Here is a 20,379-nt window from a genome sequence, read left to right on the forward strand (position 1 = left end):
ACGCTTTGACCTTGACAGCCAGGCCAAAGAGCGACGTGAACAGCATTGCCAGTCGTGCGATTGCACGATGCTTGCTTCGAAGTGAATGTTGATGAAGTAAGTTCAGGTGCGTGCGGTATATATGTCTACCAGGAAAAAACGATATAGCGTTACTGGCGGGGTAAAGGCCTCCCGGTAGGAATCGGCTCCCACGTACCGCGGCAGTTGATCCCAGGCAACGGCCTTCATTCGCGGTACGCTCGCCCCGACTCTCTGGTGTAATGATCACCTGCCCTGCGGACGTTGAACGGCTTGCATGGCGGGTCTATTGATGGCTAACAAATAATCGCCTTTGGCCTTGGGTACGCTTTCATCTTCAACGTGCCTTGATTGTTTAAAAGTGTAAAATCCGAGGTTATTGAAAGCCGTTTCTTTATATTCTGAATAAGAATTTGTGATGATTATTTTAGCGCCCTTGTTACTCAGTGGAACGACATGTTCTTTAATATTCATCATGAAATCGCTCTCCTTTAAATACACGTTGCTGAAATGTCCACTTAGCAGAATAAGGTCGTGCTCGTTACCTTTGGGGTTGCGTAGATTGTCCATCAAGTGCCAGCCGTTTTCATGTGAGAAATGAGTTGGCTGTGTTGCGTTTTGATGAAGGTGGCTGATGTAATTAATTTTATTCGTGTTTGCCAGTCCGTGGCTAAATAGCTTTACTGCGGATCCCTCTACTATCAGCATGTTGGAGGGGAAGTGAAGCGTGTAGGTGCCATTTTGTAACTTGTTTATCGCGATGGTGTTGTTGGTAAGTTGGTTGCTATTTTGAGCGATATAAAATGCAGCCGCGAGCAGCGCTCGTTCATCAGCTGCACGGGGTGGGGCGCTCAAAACAAGATCACTTCCCTGTGTTGTAGCGAGAATATGAGCTTTGGTGGGTGGAGCACTGATAATTATTTCGCCATCTTTTATTTCGGTAACAACTTCCAAGATCTCATTAAAATAATTCCTCACCGTGTTGCGCATTTCTATCGCGTTAGCGTAAGCTCTCTGCGCCTCCGTGGATAAATCATTTGCTTTGTTTTTACCTCGGGTGGCTACCTCGATCCCAATAAACTTCTTGGCGTCTTGTTTGTTATTGAATCGTATGAGTAAGTCGCTGTCAAAATTAAAGTTGTACTGCTTGCCCAATTCGATCAGATCATTTTTGATGAAGTCAATGTAATATTTTACCCGATCTGGCTGATTGATCATTTCCTTTTGAGTCCATGAAATCAACGGGTTTATATCATTCAGTATTATGGCTCCGTCGAATCCGACGGCTCTGGCGAAGTTTGAATAAAAGCCTGATCCTGCCATGGGTTCTATTATTCGTTGAATGACCGGTTCGCCATTTGACTTTTGATTGACAAGGTCTGCGATCAGTCCACCGTTGAGGTTATGTACTTCCCCAGTCACGTTACCTGGTACTTTAAAAAAAGGTAGGGCATGGATGTCGATTTTCATTGCCATCTGGGTGTACATTGCTATTTTTTGACTGATATTTCCAGCGTTGGTGGCAGTTTTCGGTAGTACAGACTGATCAAGAGTAGTTTGGTGGTGGGGCAGCAAGTCTCCCTCTATAATGAATGGGTAATGAGGGTTTTTTTTGATCCACGTGCTTTTTTTAGCCCTGAACTTCGTTGCATGTCTGGAATGAATTAACGCGAAAGGCTGAATCGTGCCTCCTTCTGCCGGTTGCCAGCGCCCGTTCCACACGGTGTCTGAATCGGATTGCGTCCTGGAGCTTCTAATGACGGATATCGCTTCTTTGCCTGTTTCAGGCAAATCGACTTCGCCCTTGAGCCATATGACCTCGTTTTGGCGATGTGCGGCAATCAATGCCTTGTGCCCATCGTCGCCAATACTCGCGAGTAACTGTGGGTTATTGAGGTCTGCGGGAAAGTCGTACGTTGCGGATTGACTCGAAAGATCAAGTTTGATGAAGTATATCTGGTGTGAGCGTCGGAATATCAACACATCAACCGGGTGATCGGGGGGCGGGGGGAAGACCTCATACCCGTTACGAACCAGCAAGGTCTGGAACAACCGACTCAGCCCCGGGACGTCCGGGCTTGTTTTAAATTGATTCCATTGCTGTACGAAGTGCTCGCTGTTGAAGTCCAGACGAGGCACCTTTTCGACATCAGTAGGGGACCGGAATAATAATCCATTGCCTGACACACTCTCGGTTCGGGTTACCGCCAGGAGTTGAAGGGGGTCGGTAGGTCCAGAATGCCATTCAGCGCTTCGGTTTTCCCAATATCGAAGCGTGGTTGACAGTTCTAACACTGATTGGCTGGATAGCCTTGATCCGGTGCCTTCACTGCTGTGCGTAAACAGGCGGTGGGCAACGACTGCTGACGTGATGTCACTAAAATCCTGGAAGGCGTTTGAAACTGACTGGATGACTGACCTTTCAAACATCGGCGTGCTGGACACTGTCCATTGGCTATTATCATTACGAAAGGCAACCACGGGTTGAAGCCATGGTGTCTCAGTCAATACGCGTTCGAAGTCGTTAAAGGTATCACCCATCTCAGGGGGCTTGATGACCGCGAGGTTTTCGACATCATTGTTGAATTCATAAACCTCATAATGAAGCTCGTTGATCTTGATCGATCCAGTGCTATCGGCTGCCGGAGTTCCCCACGTCAGCCATAGATGGGGATTTGGCTCCCACGCCCTGGCCACAGATACGGGGCGTGAAGTGGCGGGTGCGGTACCGGCGGGCTGCTCAAGGCGTGGGCGCTTGCTCGGTCCCGGCTCGGAATCTTCTGGCTGCCACTGCGACGTTCCTTCGATGCGTTCAAGCACCGGTCCATACCCGTCCACATCTTTGCTGTCCCTCGCCTGGTATTTCCCTTCCTCTATCCGCACCACCATGACGGTGGTGTTGTTAAACAGATCGACATATAGCCTCCCGGAAGAGTGTGCCCGAATCCCATCCTTATCAGGAGCTTCCAGGGTCCTGGCGTATTTATTCGGGATAATGAGCTCGTCGAGGCTTATTATTGGTCTGAGAGCCGCAACAGGCTCGTTGCCGGCTATTTCATTCGAGTGTGGACTGTGATTTTTTTTCTGCCACAGCGGTTTCCCTTCGGTTTTCGACAACGACACGGAATAGGGCGAAGCTGTCGCAATCACGTATTGCCCCTTGGCATTCAACTGTACGACGACATCACCGACATGTTCAATTCGAGCATACAGTGCTCCTTCGCTACTGCGTGAAAGCCCGGAGTCTCCAAGAGGCATCAGTCTGTTGTCGGGGTGCTGCCGGTATATTTTCATATCGTCAGGGAACTCAGGCGAAGAGCGTTCAGCAGTCGGCAGGTCCGTGATAATGATCGGGGGTTCGTGACCTGAATTGCTGCCTGGCGAGACGTTGGAAGAGTGCATCCCGGGTGTTGTATCTGTTCTTGGAAAATAAAAATCCGGGTGGTCGATAGCGACTCGGGAGCCGGGAAGAAAAGTGTTATCCGGGTTGGATCTTGGTGGTGTCGATGTACCGTCAGACGGATCGGAAGAAGGAGTTTTTTTCGGTGGTTTAGCCATGTGTATTGTTCTCGAATAAAAGAAAGTATTGAAATATTGAAGATCATGATTGTCGTAAGGCCCCGCACCGAAAATCATGTTGAATTGTTAAATCCAGAATGTTCGGATTTCGTGACTAACAAGAGGTCACTCGGGTTTTGGCAGCATGGCAAAGAATAAAAAGATTAAGACATACATATATATGCTGTTATTGCCATGTGTTGCGGGGCGCGGGGGCACGCGAACAGACGCATGGACTTGGAAATCTACGGTCGGTGAACTGGGGGAGGGGCGTGACTCTGCCCTCCTGAATGATTTCGAGTGTCAGGAGGGCAGCAGAGGAGGGAAAGCAGAAGTGACGGATACAACTCGAAGGCGTCAGTGGCTACTCAACAAGGAAGCGGCCCCCGCACCGCCGAACAACCCGGCACTGATCCGGTTGAACCAGCTTTGCCCCTTGCCACTGCGCAGGTACCGTGCCGCGCCATGCGCCCCCAGACCATAAGCCAGCTTGCACAGCAGATCCAACACCGTCCAGGTCGCGATCATCACCAGCAACTGCGGCAGGAACGGTTGTTCGGCGCTCAAGAACTGCGGCAGGAACGCGGCGAAGAACAGGATGTCTTTCGGGTTGCTGGCACCCAACACAAAGGCGCGCCCGAACAGGGCACGGAAACGCGGCACCGGCGCAGCCAGGGGGACTTCAGCGCCCACCGAGGGTTGACGCGACTGCTGCCAGCTCTGCCAGGCGAGGTAGAACAGGTACAGCGCGCCAACGATCTTCAGGGCGCTGAACAACTGTTCCGACGCCAGCAGCAACGCGCCCAGCCCCAGCGCCGAGGCACTGAGCAAGCAGATAGAAGCAAACACGCCCCCCAGGAACGCCGGGTACGAACGGCACAAACCGTAATTCAGACTGTTGCTGATCATCAACAGAGACAGGGGCCCCGGGATCAGGATCACCACCAGCGCAGCGCCGCTGAACAGCAGCCAGGTTTCCAGACTCATCACTTTCCTCCATTTGCACGAAAGCCCCACCCGACGGGGTGAGGCTGGATTGATGCGTGTACGCTTACAAGAAAACGAACTTGGCGATGAAGATCGCGCAGAGCACCCACAGACTGATGGAAATTTCCTTGTGCTTACCGGTGCAGGCTTTCAGCACCACATACGTGATAAAGCCCAGCGCGATGCCGTCGGCGACCGAAAAGGTCAGGGGCATCATGATCGCGGTAACGATCGCCGGAATGCTGTCGGTCGCCTCGTCCCATTCGATGTGCGCCATACCGCCCATCATCAGCATGGCCACATAGATCAGTGCACCGGCGGTGGCATACGCGGGGATCATGCCGGCCAACGGGGCAAAAAACATTGCCGCAATAAATAGCACACCGACGGTCACTGCGGTAAGGCCCGTCCGACCACCCGCGGCGACGCCGGCGGCACTTTCCACGTAGCTGGTGACAGGTGGAACACCGACCACGGCACCGAATACGCTGGAAGCACTGTCGGCTTTGAGGGCGCGGGAGAGGTTTTCGATCTTGCCATCAGCGTTCACCAGGCCGGCGCGCTGGGCCACGCCCATCAAGGTGCCGGCGGTATCGAACATGTGCACGAACAGGAACGCCAGCACCACACTGATCATGCTGATGTTGAACACGCCGGCGACGTCCATGGCCATCCAGGTCGGTGCCAGGCTCGGCGGGGCCGACATGATGCCCTCGTAGTGCACCAGCCCCAGGCCCCAACCGGCCAGGGTCACGGTGATGATGCTGATGAGGATCGCGCCGAACACCTTGTGGTAGCTGAGTACGGCAATCATCAGGAAGCAGATGGCAGCCAGCAACGGACCCGGTTCGCGCAGGGAGCCGAGCTTGATCAGCGTGGCCGGGCTATCGACGACGATGCCTGCGGTTTTCAACCCGATCAGCCCCAGAAACAGGCCCACACCGGCACCCATGGCATAGCGCAAGCTCACCGGGATGCTGTTGAGCAGCCATTCGCGAATCCGGGAGAAAGTCAGGAACATGAACAGCACGCCGGAAACGAATACCGCGCCAAGGGCGGTTTCCCAGTTGTAGCCCATGGTGCCAACCACGGTGTAGGTGAAGAAGGCGTTCAAGCCCATGCCCGGCGCCAGGCCGACCGGCCAGTTGGCGTACAGGCCCATCAACAGGCAGCCCAGCGCGGCGGCGATACAGGTGGCGACGAACGCCGCCCCGTGATCGATCCCGGCGTCGGCCATGATGTTGGGGTTGACGAAAATTATGTAGGCCATGGTAATGAAGGTCGTCAGACCGGCGATCAGCTCGGTCTTCACCGTGGTGCCATGCAAGCTGAGTTTGAAGATGCGCTCCAGCCAGCCGTTGCGTATCGGCGGCGAGAGTTCCAGGGTCGAGGCTTCGGATTTGCGGCTTTCCACAGCGAGTACTCCTCAAGAGTTTTATTTTTATTTCCAGGGCAGGACCCATGAGGGTGGCAGCGGCCCTTTGAGGTGCTTGCAAATATGTTGACCGCCTGGTCAAGAACTCGCACGAAGTGGATTATGCTTTTGTATACAAATAATGCAAATAATGTTTTTGATTTTGTTTAGACGAAAAGTTTGGTGATTGGGATATATGCGCGCCTGGCGGGGTTCGCCGGCTAGCCGGTTCGCTCCCACAGGAGATTGGTGGAGGAAGTAGATTTTGGGCGGCGAGGGCGCAGGTTTCAGGCGGCGAGCGCGGCCTGAGGGGGGCAGAAGCGAATAAACCGGCGCATGAGCCGGTTTATTTTTGTCTGAAGATTGCGGTGTTTGTGCCGGCCTCTTCGCTGGCAAGCCAGCTCCTACAGGATTGGGTGAGCGCCACCGTTCAGTGTAGGAGCCGGCTTGCCGGCGAAGGCGTCCTCAAGGACACCGCAAAACCATCAGGCCGCCGCAAACCGCTTATCCAGATAATCAATAATCACCTTGGACTCATACATCCAGGTGGTCTGCCCATTCTCCTCAATGCGCAGGCACGGCACCTTGATCTTGCCGCCTTGCTCCAGCAGCGTGCGGCGATCCTGTTCGTCGTTCTTCGCGTCGCGCAACGCCACCGGCACATTCAGGCGGCGCAGGGTGCGGCGGGTTTTCACGCAGAACGGGCACGCATGGAACTGATACAGGGTCAGGCCCTTGGCGGCCGAGTTGACCTGAGCCTGAACCTCGGCCGGGCGTTGCTTCTTGCCGGGACGGGTGATGAAGTCGATGAAGATGATCAGTTGGCCAAGGCCGACACGAAGCGCTTTAACGAACACGGGATAAGCCTCACAGGGCGAATGGAAGGCGCGCAGCTTACCTGATTTTCCCAGGCGAAAAAAAACCGGCGATGAACGCCGGTTTTCTTCGTGCTGCAGATTACTTGATCAGGCTGAGAAACTCGCTGCGTGTCGCCGCGTTTTCGCGGAACTCACCGAGCATCACCGAGGTGATCATCGTCGAGTTCTGCTTCTCCACACCGCGCATCATCATGCACATGTGCTTGGCCTCGATCACCACGGCAACGCCGATGGCGCCGGTGACCTCCTGGACCGCATCGGCGATCTGGCGACTGAGGTTTTCCTGGATCTGCAGGCGGCGGGCGTACATATCGACGATCCGCGCGACTTTGGACAGCCCCAGCACCTTGCCGCTCGGAATGTAGGCGACGTGGGCCTTGCCGATAAACGGCAGCAGGTGGTGTTCGCACAACGAGTAGAGCTCGATGTCCTTGACCAGCACCATCTCGCTGTTGTCGGAGCTGAACAAGGCACCGTTGGTGACCTCTTCCAGTGTCTGTTCATAACCGCGGCAGAGGTACTGCATGGCTTTGGCGGCACGCTTTGGCGTGTCGAGCAGGCCCTCGCGGGATACGTCCTCGCCCAATTGGCCGAGAATCGCGGTGTAATTCTGTTCCAGGGACATGAAACTACCTGTGGGATTTTTACGCAAAGGCCAAGGGTACGGTGGCGGACACGGCGCTGCAAGCACGAAGCGACAGCCTCACTCGTCGCGACCTTCCAGCATGGTTCGTTTGAGCATCACATAAACCGCTCCGGCACCGCCGTGTCTGGGCTGGCAGGAGGTGAAACCGAGTACCTGGGAATGTTGGCGCAGCCAGGTGTTGACGTGGCTTTTGATCATCGGGCGCTTGCCGTCCAGGCGCACAGCCTTGCCGTGGGTGACGCGCACGCAACGGATTTCGAACTTCGTCGCTTCGGCGAGGAAGGCCCAGAGGGTTTCCCGGGCCTTTTCGACATTCATGCCGTGCAGGTCGAGGCTGCCTTCGAATGGAATCTGGCCGACCTTGAGCTTGCGCATCTGGCTTTCCTGCACCCCGTCGCGCGCCCACATCAGCTCGTCTTCCGGGCCGACGTCGATCACGAACTGATCGGACAGCCCGTCGACGGTAGTGGCATCGGTGCGCACGGTCGCGGCCTGGCGCAGCTTGGCAATCTGCGCGCGGTCAGCTTTGGGTTTGCCGGTTTCGGCGCGATCGTGCTTGATCGGCTTGACGCCTTGGATCGCGCTTTTGAACAGGGAAAAATCGTCGTCTTGCATGTCAGCCTCCGCGAAGGGCGGCCAGTTTACCCAACTCGAGACGAATGGGGCGCGACAAAACGCCTGCGGGGTCGACTCAGTCGTGTTTTTTCATCAGGTGCGGAGCAATGTTCAGCTCTCGCGACTGACGCGCACGGCGACGGCAGCGGCGCCACAGCCACACGCCGAGGTACAGCACGAACAGGCCGACCGCCAGCATGATGGCCGAGCCCAGCGGGCTGGCATTCAACTCGCCGAGGGCCGGTGGGCGGCCCAGCAGGCTGGCCGCACCGGCCATCGCCAACAGCACGCCACAGGTCGCCAGCAAGGCGGCAAAGGCTGCGCCGAAGCGAAAACGCCAGTTGCTCCGGCCTTTGGGCCGCAAGCGGCGAGCGTCAAAACCATCGGATAACTTCATTCCGACCTTCCTCAATGGGTATCGGCCCTTCGACCGGGAGTTGACCGGGATGTTCCTGAGGCTAAGACAATTACAGCACACCAGAGGCATTTGCGGATGAGCGGCGTCCTGCACCGCTCACCGAGCGTCGATCAAATCAGCTCGCGGGTCATGGCGAGGGTGGCGAAGTTGTCCGCCATGATCGCCATTTCGGTCTGCTGCACATGCTCGGCACTCAGGACGCCGCCTTTGTACGGCAGGTCGCGAGTGGCGCAGGCGTCTTCAACCAGGGTACAGCGAAAGCCCAGGTTCTTGGCGGCGCGCACGGTGGTGCTGACGCTGGAATGGCTCATGAAACCGCAGACGATCAAATCCAGGGAGCCGAGGTTCTGCAGGTGTTCCAGCAGTTTGGTACCGTGAAAAGCACTTGGCAGCAATTTGCCTATGACGGTTTCGTCACGTTGCGGTTCGAGCCCCGGAATGAATTCACCGCGCTCGCCTTGTGGGTCGAACAGCCCGCCGACGGTGCCAAGGTGATGCACATGCACGATCGGTCGGCCGGCTGCGCGGGCAGCGGCGACCAGTTGCTTGATGTTCGCGACCGCAGCATTCATGCCAATCAGGGCCAGCGGACCACTCAGGTATTCTTTCTGGGCATCGATGATGACGAGGGTCGCATTGCTCAGATTGGCTGCAGCGTAACCGCGGCCGCTGAGTTGAAACATCGTTTTTGGAACGGACATTCTGGGGCTCCTTCGGGTGGGGCTTTTGCGACATTGTCCTCTGGCTGAGCGCTTCTGTGAATCGCTACTATCGTAGGCGCCGTCGTTGCTGGCTCGCAGGGTTGTCAAGATGTCTGATTTGTTCAATAGCTGAGCTAAAAAAGAGAATAGTCCTACAGCTGGTCAGGTGCTTTTTCCTGCGTCGTCGTGGCACTGTTTGGCTGTTAGAATCCCCAGTCGTTTTTTCTGGAGTCTGCCGCCGTGATCACTTCCCGCCTTCGTACCCTGCGCGACCATATTCGTTGGGCCGTCAGTCGCTTCCATGGGGAGGATCTGTTTTTCGGCCATGGGACCGACAACGCCTGGGACGAAGCCCGGCAATTGGTGCTGGGTGCCTTGCACCTGCCATGGGAAATGGCCGACAGCTACCTTGACTGCAGCCTGGAAGACGATGAACTGGTCAAGCTGCAGCGCTTGCTCAAGCGCCGCATCGAAGAGCGCATCCCGACCGCGTACCTGCTGGGTGAAGCCTGGTTCTGCGGCATGTCCTTCATCGTCGACGAGCGCGTGCTGATCCCGCGCTCGCCAATTGGCGAGCTGATCGAAAAACGTTTCGAACCCTGGCTGGGCAGCGAGCCTGCGCGGATCCTCGACCTGTGCACCGGGTCCGGCTGCATCGGCATTGCCTGCGCGTATGAGTTCCGCAACGCCGAAGTAGTGTTGGCCGATCTGTCGTTCGAAGCGCTGGAGGTGGCCAACCGGAACATCGAGCGCCACGGTGTCGACGAACGGGTGTACACGGTGCAGGGCGATGGTTTCGATGGATTGCCGGGTCAGCGTTTCGACCTGATCGTCTCGAATCCGCCTTATGTCGATGCAGAAGACTTTGCCGACATGCCGGACGAATACCAGCACGAGCCGGAGCTGGGCCTGGCCTGTGGCGAGGATGGCTTGAACCTGGTACGGCGCATGCTCGCCGAAGCGGCGGATCACCTGACCGAGAAGGGGTTGCTGATAATCGAGGTGGGCAATAGCCAGGTTCACGTCGAGGCGCTGTACCCGGAAGTCGACTTCGCCTGGCTGGATTTCGAGCGTGGCGGGCATGGGGTGTTCATGTTGACGGCGCAGCAGTGCCGGGATCATCAGGCACTGTTCGCGTCCCGCGTCTAACCCTTGTGGGAGCGAGCTTGCTCCGGGCGGCGTTCCGACGATGGATTCAAAAGCGCCGCGTTTAATCAGTAAACACGCGTTATCGTTGACGTCCATCGCGAGCAAGCCCGCTCCCACAGGTTCTGTGCCGTGCCTAAGTGATGCGGCACACACAATACCTGTGGGAGCGGGCTTGCCGCAAAGGCCGCAGCGCGGTCTCAAGCCATCACCGATGCGTAGCAATCCAGATCAACAACCCCGCCTGAAACACTGCAAACGCCACCAGGCAGGTAATGGTAAACCGTAACCCGGCGTCTTCGCGCCTGTACTGGCTGACCTGTTCCTCCTGTTGCTTGAGCTTCACTTCCTGCTCCGCCAGATTCTGTTCGGCTTGCTGCAGCATCTGCGCCGCTTCGATAATGTCCACCCGTTGCACTTTCTCGACGTTCCAGTCCCCCAGCAGGTCGCCGACCCGTACCTCTTTGACGCGACCCTTCAAACGCTGGGCATCGGCGTAGACCACATCGAAACCCTGCATCCGCAGAAAATGATCGCGGCGCAGACGAGTGTCTTCATTCAATGCATCTTTGTTGTTCAGGTCGGTGCCGTCGACGGTGTAGCCGGGCCAGCGCTGCTTCGCCCAATCGATGCCTTGAGCCGCCACGAAACGGCCGAGCCCGCGGTTCATCGGCTCGATCTGTAACCCGCTGTCCGGGCTGAAATGCACGCGTTGGGTGCTGTGGTCGACCCATACGTCCAGATGATTCTGTTCCTTGCGCACGCGCTGGCCGGGCAGGGTGATGTTCATGCGCATCAGGCTGTGTTCCTTGCCAAGGCGATGCGCATAACCGAATTCGACAAAACGCAGCGGGCGGGCACCGGTCGTGCGGTCGGTTTGCAGCGGCGTCAGGCGCAGCAACCGGCGATGCTCGACCTGCACGTCTGCCCACGGCAGCTCGACCATTGGCGCAGTCTCTGTTTCAGCGGTGATGTCGGGTGAAGTCGGGGTATCAGTCATGACGGCGAGATCCTGTCCAGGCCCTGCTTGACGCCAGCGATAGCGCTGGTGCCAAGGGTTTATCGGCCGTTTCGGTCAGGACTGGAGGGCAAACATTGCTCAGCGGGTGCGAAGCCCGTCAATAAATCCGAGGATTCGCGTGCCCAGCTCGGCCGCCAACGGCAATTGCGGATCCTTATAGGATGCCAACTGCCGTTTCACGTCGTTGGGCACGATGCGCAGCACATGGTTCATGCCCTCGATCAGGGCCAGCTCGGCATCCGGCTTGGCGTCCTTGAGCAGCCTCGCGTCATTGACGCCGACCTGGATATCGTTGCTGCCCTGGATGATCAGCGCCGGCATCTTCAATTGGCCGAAGGTCGCCGCCGGATCCTGGCGGAACAGCGAAATCAGGTACGGCTGCACGCTCGGACGGAAAATCACCTGCAGCCGCGGCGGCACGTTGTCGTCGGTGCGGCCGGCCTTGAGGCTGTCGAGCAGCTCATTGCTGCGCAGCATCAGGGGGGGCGGCAAGCGGTTGCCCAGCTGTTGGCGCAACACCTGGTCGACCGGTCGCGCGCTGCCGGACAGGGAAATCACCGCGGCGGCGTCGAGACTCGGTGCCGCGAGGCTGGCGATCAAGGCCCCCTCGCTATGGCCCAGCAGGATCAGCGAGCCAAAGCGCGGGTCGGCTTTCAGCTTCCGGCCCCAGGCCTGGGCGTCGGCCACATAGGCTTCCACCGACAGGTTGCGTTCGTCCGGGGTCGCCGCGAGGCTCGCCGCCACGCCGCGTTTGTCATAACGCACACTGGCGATGTTGTGTTTGGCCAGGACCCAGGCCAGGCGCTTGAGGCTGTCATTGCGTCCGCCGTCGGGGTTGTTGCCGTCGCGATCCGTCGGACCGGAACCGGAAATGATCAGCACGACCGGCACCGGTTGTTCGGATTTTGGCAGCAGCAGCGAGCCGAAAAGCTCGCCGTTACCGGTATCCAGCGTGATCGGCCGTTGCAGGACGGTGGCCTGTACAAAGCCGGTAAACAAGGTAAGGGTCAAGGCTAGAACTCGCAGCATCATCACGCCATCATGAACAAGGTGCCGGTTGGACTCGCGGGCACCCGTAAGGTTCGAGGATGAACTACTTGGGTAGCCTGCGTATACTGGCGCGCATTACGTATTCAGGTTCGATTTCACGGAGCGTCCCGCATGTCCGGCAATACCTACGGCAAGCTGTTCACTGTCACCACCGCTGGCGAAAGCCATGGTCCGGCGTTGGTCGCCATTGTCGACGGCTGCCCGCCGGGGCTGGAGATCTCCCTCGACGATTTGCAGCGCGACCTCGATCGCCGCAAACCCGGCACCAGCCGCCACACCACCCAGCGCCAGGAAGCCGACGAAGTCGAGATCCTGTCCGGCGTGTTCGAAGGTCGCACCACCGGTTGCGCCATTGGCCTGTTGATCCGCAATACCGACCAGAAGTCCAAGGACTACTCGGCGATCAAGGACCTCTTCCGCCCGGCCCATGCCGACTACACCTATCACCACAAATACGGCGAGCGCGATTACCGCGGCGGCGGCCGCAGCTCGGCACGGGAAACCGCGATGCGCGTGGCGGCCGGCGCTATCGCCAAGAAATACCTGGCCACCCAGGGCATCGTCATTCGCGGCTACATGAGTCAGCTGGGCCCGATCGAGATCCCGTTCAAGACCTGGGATTCGGTGGAAGAGAACGCCTTCTTCAGCCCCGACCCGGACAAAGTGCCGGAGCTGGAAGCCTATATGGACCAGCTGCGCCGCGACCAGGATTCGGTTGGCGCGAAGATCACCATCGTCGCCGAGGGCGTGATGCCAGGGCTGGGCGAGCCGATCTTCGACCGTCTCGACGCCGAACTGGCCCATGCGCTGATGAGCATCAACGCGGTCAAGGGCGTGGAGATCGGCGCCGGTTTCGCCAGCATTGCCCAGCGCGGCACCGAACACCGCGATGAAATGACCCCGGAAGGTTTCCTCAGCAACAATGCCGGCGGCATTCTGGGCGGCATTTCGTCCGGTCAGCCGATCGTCGCGCACCTGGCACTGAAGCCGACCTCGAGCATCACCACGCCGGGCCGTTCCATCGACATCCACGGCAACCCGGTGGATGTCATCACCAAGGGCCGTCACGACCCCTGCGTCGGCATCCGCGCCACGCCGATTGCCGAAGCGATGATGGCCATCGTGCTGATGGATCACCTGCTGCGTCACCGCGGGCAGAACGCCAGTGTGCGGGTGAGCACGCCGGTGCTGGGTCAGCTTTAATGGCTAATATCAAAGCCGCTGCAGTCTGACTGCGGTGGCGGCGCTCCCGTACTGGCGGCTCTCCAGTTTCTATCTGTTTTATTTCGCCTTGCTCGGTTCGACGGCGCCGTTCCTGGCGCTGTACTTCGATCACCTGGGTTTTTCCAGCGCACGCATCGGCGAGCTGGTGGCGATCCCGATGCTGATGCGCTGCGTGGCACCGAACATCTGGGGCTGGCTCGGTGACTACACCGGCCAGCGCCTGGCCATCGTGCGCTTCGGCGCAGTCTGCACCTTGCTGACGTTTTCCTTGATATTCGTCAGCAAGACCTACGCCTGGCTGGCGATGGTCATGGCCTTGCACGCCTTCTTCTGGCACGCGGTGCTGCCGCAGTTCGAAGTCATCACCCTGGCGCATTTGAATGGACAGACCTCCCGCTACAGCCAGATCCGGTTGTGGGGTTCGATCGGCTTCATTATCACCGTGGTCGCGCTGGGCCGCCTGTTCGAATGGCTCAGCCTCGACATCTATCCGGTGGCGCTAGTGCTGATCATGGCCGGGATCGTGGTCAGCAGCCTGTGGGTGCCGAACGCGCAACCGCTGCAAGGAGAGCGACTGGCGGGGGACGGGTTTCTCCAGCAGTTGCGCAGCCCTGGGGTGTTGGCGTTTTACGCTTGCGTGGCACTGATGCAACTGAGCCACGGTCCGTATTACACCTTTCTGACCTTGCACCTCGAGCGACTCGGTTACAGCCGTGGCTTGATCGGCATGCTCTGGGCAGTCGGCGTGGTCGCCGAAGTCCTGATGTTCCTGGCGATGAGCAAGATCCTCGCGCGCTTCTCCGTGCGGCGGGTGCTGCTGGCGAGTTTCCTGCTGGCGGCGCTGCGTTGGTTGTTGCTCGGTTCGTTCGCTGAATACCTGTGGGTATTGCTGTTCGCCCAGGTCCTGCACGCGGCCACCTTCGGCAGCTTTCACGCGGCGGCCATCCAGTTCGTGCAACGCAGTTTCGGTGCACGCCAGCAAGGGCAGGGGCAGGCGTTGTACGCGGCACTGGCCGGCACTGGCGGCGCACTGGGGGCGTTGTACGCAGGTTATAGCTGGAATGCGCTCGGGGCCTCATTCACCTTTAGTATTGCCAGCCTCGCCGCGTTCGCGGCTGCCGTTATGATTGCGACATGCATGCAAGAGGACAGGCCATGAGCCTGTCCTGTGAACACTCGAGGAAACAACCATGAGTAGCCTGTCCGTTTACCCTGTCAGCAGTCCGGAACTGCCGAACAAGGTACTGACCCACTTCGACGATATCGCCTCGACCCTGGCCGAACAGGGCGTGCGCTTTGCCCGCTGGCAAGCCGCGACCAGGCTCCAGCCCGGCGCCAGCCCGGAAGACATCATCGGCGCCTACCAGGCGCCGATCGACGAGCTGATGACCGAGCAGGGGTATATCAACGTTGATGTGGTCAGCCAGACCAGCGATCACCCGCAAACAGCCGAGCTGCGGGCCGGCCTCCTCAAGGAGCAAAGCTGTAGCGAAGACGTCGTGCGATTTTTCGTTGCCGGTCGTGGCTTGTTCAACCTGCATATCGGCGATTACGTCTACGCGGTGCTTTGCGAGAAGAACGACCTGATCTCGATTCCGGCCGGTACGCCGCACTGGTTCGATAGCGGTGAGCATCCGCATTTCGTCGCGATCCGTCTGTTCAATCAGCCGGAAGGCGGGAAAACTGAATTCACCGGCGCGGACATTGCCAGCCGCTTTGCGCTGCTTGAGGATTGAGTAGAGGCGGCCTACCGGCTGGCCGGGCTCTCTGATCCGCATGCATCAAAATGTAGGAGCCGGCTTGCCGGCGAAGGCGGCCTGAAGCCATGCAGCGCCCATGAAGACGCCTTCGCCGGCAAGCCGGCTCCTACAGTAGGATTGGGTACATCCGGAAGACCAGGTTGGCTGTCAGGACGCCTTCGCCGGCAAGCCGGCTCCTACAGAAACAACACAGGCCGTGAAGCGAAAGCATTCACGGCCTGTGTGTTTAAAGCCCGGGAACGGTTTACGCCGAGTGATAAGTCGGCAGGGCAAACCGTTGCTGGCTTTGCAGCATGGAGATCTGCGGTAGTTCGCTGGCCTGCTCCGCGAGGTCGCGGCGGATCGCACTGATCACCCACGACAGCTGATCCCCAGCGTGCAATTGCTGGTAGGAAATCGAGCGCTTGAACACTTTGCCTTCGGTGCTGCGCAGGGTCAGCAGGATGCCACCGTCCGGACGTGGCTGGGTGGTCACTTCGAAGTTGGAGAACAGGGACGCAAATTTTTCTTGAATCAGGCTCATGTCTATCGGCTCCGTTAGCACTTGATTGGCAAGCATGGAGAGGTAGTTGCAGCCTTTGTGCCAGCCTTTGAAATTTAAAAAACCCTTTTAAATCAATAGCTTAATTTCTCGGCGATTTCAGTATCTCGTGCAATCTGCATGAACGGTCATCGTGCATCCTGCATTTTGCGTGGTTGCTGTTGTTTCAATGGAACCAATAGCCAGCCCGATACTCGCGATTTCGCCTGCCGGGATCGTGGATACAAAACATTTCAAAAACCGCGTGTACAGCCCGGGAAGCCCTGACGTATTTTCGGCCTCAATCAAACGCCGCCCGAAAATAAAAAACATCGAACGGGAGCCTGCATGAGTACGCCGCACGACACGATTACCTGGGGCATGATGCTCCGCAAGCTGCCGGCCATTGCCAAAGCCATCCCCCGTGTGGTGAAAGGCATGAAAGCCGCCAACGTCAAAGACCCGACCCAACCCTGTGGACTGGGCTGGAGCTTCGAGCAGGCGACCTTGCGCAATCCCGAGGGTCCGGCATTGCTGCAGGGCGAGGTGGCGCTGACTTATGCACAGGTCAATCAATGGGCGAATCGCATCGCCCATCACTTGATTGCCCAAGGCATCCGCAAGGGCGACGGGGTGGCGGTGTTCATCGAGAACCGCCCGGAACTGCTGGTGACGATTCTGGCGGTGGCCAAGGTCGGTGCGATCAGCGCCTTGCTCAATACCTCGCAAACCCGCGACACCCTGGCCCATAGCCTGAACCTGGCGGCACCCGTGGCAATCATTGTCGGCGAGGAACTGGTCCCGGCGTTTTCGGCGGTGCGCGAGCGGGTGTCGATCACGCCTGCGCGCAGCTGGTTCGTCGCCGATCAATGCACCTATACCCATCCGGGCATTGCGCCAGAAGGGTTCATCAACCTGATGGCGGCCAGCGTCGATGCGTGCAGTGACAACCCGGCCAGCAGCCGACAGGTGTATCTCGACGACCCTTGTTTCTACATCTACACCTCCGGTACCACCGGGTTGCCCAAGGCCGGTGTGTTCAAGCATGGCCGGTGGATGCGCAGTTCCGCCAGCTTCGGCTTGATCGCGCTGGCCATGCGACCCGAGGATGTCGTGTATTGCACCTTGCCGCTTTATCACGCCACCGGGCTGTGCGTGTGCTGGGGCTCGGCGATCAGTGGCGCTTCGGGCTTTGCCATCCGCCGCAAGTTCAGCGCCAGCCAGTTCTGGAACGACGTGCGCCAGTACCGTGCGACGACCCTCGGCTACGTCGGGGAATTGTGCCGTTACCTGGTGGACCAGCCGCCCGCTGGCGACGATAACCAGCACAGCGTGACGAAGATGATCGGCAATGGCCTGCGCCCCGGTGCCTGGCGCGAATTCAAGACGCGATTCGGGGTAAAACATATCTGCGAACTGTACGCCGCCAGTGACGGCAACATCGGCTTCACCAACGTGCTGAACTTCGACAACACTGTGGGGTTTTCCCTGATGTCATGGGAACTGGTGGCGTACGACCACGACAGTGGCTTGCCGACTCGCAACGCCAGGGGCTTCATGCGTAAGGTAGCCAAAGGCGAGCAGGGCTTGCTGCTGGCGAAGATCGACGACAAGGCGCCGCTGGACGGTTACACCGATCCACAGAAGACCGAAAAGGCCGTGCTCCACGATGTGTTCGAGAAAGGCGACCGCTACTTCAACACTGGCGACCTGATGCGCAACATCGGTTTCGGCCATGCCCGGTTCGTCGATCGTCTGGGTGACACCTATCGCTGGAAGGGCGAAAACGTCTCGACCACCGAGGTCGAGAACATCCTTCTGCAGCACCCGAACATTTGCGAAGCCGTGGCCTATGGCGTGGAGATCCGCAACACCAACGGTCGCGCCGGGATGGCCGCGATCACCCCCGCCGAATCCCTGGCGACCCTGGATTTCAGCGAACTGCTGGCCTTTGCCCGGGAGCGGATGCCGGCCTATGCCGTGCCCTTGTTCCTGCGGGTCAAAGTGAAGATGGAGACCACCGGGACCTTCAAATACCAGAAAACCCGGCTCAAGGATGAAGCCTTCGACCCGGGCAGGACCGGTGATGATCCGATTTATGCCTGGCTGCCGGGGACCGGGACGTACGTGCCGGTCACCGGGCAATTGCTGACTGACATTCATGGCGGCAAGTACCGTTATTGAAGATGGCTATGGCGCTGCATGAGAAAAAACAAGTGACAGCTTCGAGGCTCATCGGGAAACTGTCGGCTTTGCGAATAACCGAAAGTGGAGCCCCCGATGTCAGACCAAAGCCGCCAGATGACCCCCGAAGAAGCCGCTGAATTTGCCGAACAGGTATTCAACAAGGCGCGCGAGGGCGATGCGGCCATGATGGCTGCGCTGCTGACCAAGGGCCTGCCGCCGAACCTGCGCAACCACAAGGGCGATACCTTGTTGATGCTGGCCGCTTACCACGGTCATGTGGAGACGGTAAAAGTCCTGCTCGAGCACAAGGCCGATCCGGAAATCCGCAACGACAACGGCCAGAGCCCGATTGCCGGCGCGGCGTTCAAGGGCGACCTGGCGACGGTCAAGGCGCTGGTCGAAGGCGGTGCGCAGGTTGAAGGTTCGTCCTTTGACGGGCGTACGGCGCTGATGATGGCGGCCATGTTCAATCGCGTCGAAATCGTCGACTACCTGATCGGCAAGGGCGCCGATCCGAAGGCCAAGGACGCCAATGGCGTCACTGCGCTGGATGCGGCCAAGACCATGGGGGCGGTGGATACCACGGCTCAATTGCAGAAATTGCTCGGCTGATCGGCAACGTCCTCAGGCAAGCCAAACGCCTGCGGCGAGGGGAGTTAAGACGCGGACCTGTAGGAGCTGGCTTGCCAGCGAAGGCGGTGTGCCAGGCGAGATCGATATCAACTGACAGACCGCCTTCGCTGGCAAGCCAGCTCCTACAAGTTCCGCGCTTGACTGGCTGGCATTGGGCCTGCCCCCTCGCCGCAGGAGTCCACTGACGCAAAGGGTGTTTCCAGATCAACCAAAGTCTCAATACACCCACACCTCAACCCGCCGATTCCTGATTCGCCCCTCGTCCGCGTTATTGGCCGCCACCGGCATCTCGGCGCCATAGCCGCGAATCTCGCGCAGCACTACGCCGTTCTTCACCAGCTCCCGGCGCACGGCCATGGCGCGCAGTTTCGACAGCAGATCGGCCCGCGCCGGATCACGCTTGGCGTCGCCAAATCCCACTAGTGTCACCTGCCGCTGGCTCTTGTCCTGCTGCTCGATGTAGTCGAGCACCCTTGAGAGGTCTTGCCGGGCCTTGTTGTCCAGGGTTGCACTGCCTTCCTCGAAACGAAAATTGACCGTCAGCCGCTGGGCATGGCGGCTGAGCGCCTGATAACCCTCGGGCATCAGCGCATTCGGCGTGACGGCCATGGCCTGGACGGTCTGGGCGACAAAACCAGTGGCGGTGACGATGGCCTGACCCTCCCGGCTTTGGGCGAAGGCAAGCAATGCGTCGGCCCAGGGATTGTTCCCGGTGGGCGGAAGGTAAAAGAACAGTCGACGGGACAGGGGATAGTCTTCCGTGGCGATCAGGCGGTCGAGCGGCAGCATGGCCTGGGACTGGCCGTCGGCGATGGCCACGGCTTTGGCCTGGCGCACGTAGGGCAGGCCGATGAAGCCGATGCCTTGCGGATCCAGGCTCACCGCGTCGGACAATTGCTCGCTGGATTCGAAACGTTCCGCGGTGCTGCTCAGCTTTTTCCCCCGCCCCGCGAGGACCAGCTCCTTGAACGTGTCATACGTGCCCGAATGGTCATCCCGCGCATACAGATGAATCGGCCCACCGCGACCGCCGACTGCCTCCCAGGTGCTGGCCTCGCCGCTGAAAATCCGCGCCAGTTGTTCGGTGTCGAGCTGATTCAACGGGTTCTGCGGATGAAGGATGATCGCCAGGCCATCGATGGCGATCACCTGCTCGGCGCCGGGTTGTTTCAGATCGCCCAGGGGTTGCAGGACTAGCCGTTCGCTGTCCTTGATCGGGCGCGAGGATGCGGCGAGATCGGCGGTGGCGGTTTTCAGGGCGGTGAAGCCGGTGCTGGATCCGTGGGCCGCAATGTCCACCACCACCCGCCGCCCTTGCACGGTTTCGCCGACTACCCGCAGTTCGTTGGCGGTGTCCTGGGCTTCGCGATGAACCTTGAGCAGACCCTGCTCGCGCATCAAGCCTTCGACCAGTGCCGGACCGAGTGCGGCGCCGATCGTATTGGAACCCTGGATGCGCAGCACCGGACCCTGTTCGGGTATCGATAGATCACCGGCCGAAACCACCAGTGGCAGGCTTGCGCAGAACACCCACAGGAACAACACGCGCAGCATCATGCCGGCACCTTGAAAGACCAGGAAAGTGCCGGGAGAATAAGTCAGT

At 58.8% G+C, this 20,379-nt stretch carries 18 protein-coding genes; 6 read left to right on the top strand and 12 right to left on the bottom strand.

The window, feature by feature from the left end:
• Window positions 1-264: 264 nt before the first annotated feature.
• The 8 genes from J2W17_RS23390 to J2W17_RS23425 all read right to left on the bottom strand — a co-directional run bounded on the left by J2W17_RS23390 (window position 265) and on the right by J2W17_RS23425 (window position 9,235).
• Window positions 265-3,576 carry a hypothetical protein gene (locus J2W17_RS23390; RefSeq protein WP_307340068.1) on the bottom strand — a complete coding sequence of 1,104 codons (3,312 nt, stop codon included), beginning with the start codon at window positions 3,574-3,576 and terminating at the stop codon, window positions 265-267.
• A gap of 357 nt (window positions 3,577-3,933) precedes the next feature.
• Complete coding sequence (locus J2W17_RS23395; protein WP_307340071.1) at window positions 3,934-4,563, bottom strand: LysE family translocator; 630 nt, start codon at window positions 4,561-4,563, stop codon at window positions 3,934-3,936.
• 64 nt (window positions 4,564-4,627) lie between these two features.
• Window positions 4,628-5,977, bottom strand: coding sequence for an NCS2 family permease (locus tag J2W17_RS23400; protein ID WP_150749124.1), 1,350 nt, complete (start codon window positions 5,975-5,977; stop codon window positions 4,628-4,630).
• A 485-nt stretch (window positions 5,978-6,462) separates the two neighbouring features.
• Complete coding sequence (locus tag J2W17_RS23405; RefSeq protein ID WP_307340074.1) at window positions 6,463-6,834, bottom strand: glutathione S-transferase N-terminal domain-containing protein; 372 nt, start codon at window positions 6,832-6,834, stop codon at window positions 6,463-6,465.
• 100 nt (window positions 6,835-6,934) lie between these two features.
• A complete protein-coding gene (folE, locus tag J2W17_RS23410) occupies window positions 6,935-7,480 on the bottom strand; it encodes a GTP cyclohydrolase I FolE (RefSeq protein ID WP_154978015.1) in 546 nt (181 codons plus the stop codon).
• Window positions 7,481-7,558: 78 nt separating this feature from the next.
• Entirely contained in the window at window positions 7,559-8,116 is a 558-nt protein-coding gene (locus J2W17_RS23415) for a Smr/MutS family protein (protein ID WP_307340079.1), read from the bottom strand.
• Window positions 8,117-8,192: 76 nt separating this feature from the next.
• Window positions 8,193-8,513, bottom strand: a complete 321-nt coding sequence (locus tag J2W17_RS23420) for a hypothetical protein (RefSeq protein ID WP_154852609.1) — start codon at window positions 8,511-8,513, stop codon at window positions 8,193-8,195.
• Window positions 8,514-8,644: 131 nt separating this feature from the next.
• A complete protein-coding gene (locus J2W17_RS23425) occupies window positions 8,645-9,235 on the bottom strand; it encodes a cysteine hydrolase family protein (RefSeq protein WP_307340085.1) in 591 nt (196 codons plus the stop codon).
• A gap of 240 nt (window positions 9,236-9,475) precedes the next feature.
• Between J2W17_RS23425 and prmB the strand changes: the two genes are divergently transcribed.
• On the top strand, window positions 9,476-10,384 hold the full coding sequence (gene prmB, locus J2W17_RS23430) for a 50S ribosomal protein L3 N(5)-glutamine methyltransferase (protein ID WP_307340088.1): 909 nt from the start codon (window positions 9,476-9,478) through the stop codon (window positions 10,382-10,384).
• A gap of 205 nt (window positions 10,385-10,589) precedes the next feature.
• On the opposite strand, the gene J2W17_RS23435 is transcribed toward prmB, so the two are convergent.
• Together J2W17_RS23435 and J2W17_RS23440 are read right to left on the bottom strand one after the other, a co-directional pair.
• On the bottom strand, window positions 10,590-11,381 hold the full coding sequence (locus J2W17_RS23435; RefSeq protein WP_307340091.1) for a hypothetical protein: 792 nt from the start codon (window positions 11,379-11,381) through the stop codon (window positions 10,590-10,592).
• Window positions 11,382-11,480: 99 nt separating this feature from the next.
• Entirely contained in the window at window positions 11,481-12,434 is a 954-nt protein-coding gene (locus J2W17_RS23440) for an alpha/beta hydrolase (RefSeq protein ID WP_307340094.1), read from the bottom strand.
• A gap of 129 nt (window positions 12,435-12,563) precedes the next feature.
• Here J2W17_RS23440 and aroC point away from each other — a divergent pair, with 129 nt between their 5' ends.
• Genes aroC through J2W17_RS23455 form a run of 3 tightly spaced genes read left to right on the top strand, consistent with a single transcriptional unit; the run spans window position 12,564 to window position 15,412 of the window.
• A complete protein-coding gene (gene aroC, locus J2W17_RS23445) occupies window positions 12,564-13,655 on the top strand; it encodes a chorismate synthase (RefSeq protein WP_307340097.1) in 1,092 nt (363 codons plus the stop codon).
• A gap of 34 nt (window positions 13,656-13,689) precedes the next feature.
• Window positions 13,690-14,835 carry an MFS transporter gene (locus tag J2W17_RS23450; RefSeq protein ID WP_307340100.1) on the top strand — a complete coding sequence of 382 codons (1,146 nt, stop codon included), beginning with the start codon at window positions 13,690-13,692 and terminating at the stop codon, window positions 14,833-14,835.
• Between the two features lie 31 nt (window positions 14,836-14,866).
• Window positions 14,867-15,412 (top strand): 1,2-dihydroxy-3-keto-5-methylthiopentene dioxygenase, encoded by a 546-nt coding sequence (locus tag J2W17_RS23455; protein WP_307340103.1) that lies wholly within the window; start codon window positions 14,867-14,869, stop codon window positions 15,410-15,412.
• Window positions 15,413-15,680: 268 nt separating this feature from the next.
• Here J2W17_RS23455 and J2W17_RS23460 read toward each other — a convergent pair whose 3' ends face one another.
• Window positions 15,681-15,959 carry a DUF3509 domain-containing protein gene (locus J2W17_RS23460; protein WP_307340106.1) on the bottom strand — a complete coding sequence of 93 codons (279 nt, stop codon included), beginning with the start codon at window positions 15,957-15,959 and terminating at the stop codon, window positions 15,681-15,683.
• A 345-nt stretch (window positions 15,960-16,304) separates the two neighbouring features.
• Here J2W17_RS23460 and J2W17_RS23465 point away from each other — a divergent pair, with 345 nt between their 5' ends.
• Together J2W17_RS23465 and J2W17_RS23470 are read left to right on the top strand one after the other, a co-directional pair.
• A complete protein-coding gene (locus J2W17_RS23465) occupies window positions 16,305-18,140 on the top strand; it encodes a long-chain-acyl-CoA synthetase (protein ID WP_307340108.1) in 1,836 nt (611 codons plus the stop codon).
• 96 nt (window positions 18,141-18,236) lie between these two features.
• The gene (locus J2W17_RS23470) at window positions 18,237-18,755 is read left to right on the top strand and encodes an ankyrin repeat domain-containing protein (protein WP_307340111.1); all 519 of its coding nucleotides are present in this window, start codon (window positions 18,237-18,239) and stop codon (window positions 18,753-18,755) included.
• 237 nt (window positions 18,756-18,992) lie between these two features.
• Here J2W17_RS23470 and J2W17_RS23475 read toward each other — a convergent pair whose 3' ends face one another.
• Window positions 18,993-20,333 (bottom strand): phosphate ABC transporter substrate-binding/OmpA family protein, encoded by a 1,341-nt coding sequence (locus tag J2W17_RS23475; protein ID WP_307340113.1) that lies wholly within the window; start codon window positions 20,331-20,333, stop codon window positions 18,993-18,995.
• Window positions 20,334-20,379 lie beyond the last annotated feature (46 nt).

Origin of the sequence: Pseudomonas lini (assembly GCF_030812475.1) — a bacterium.
Classification (GTDB): Bacteria; Pseudomonadota; Gammaproteobacteria; order Pseudomonadales; family Pseudomonadaceae; genus Aquipseudomonas; species Aquipseudomonas lini_A.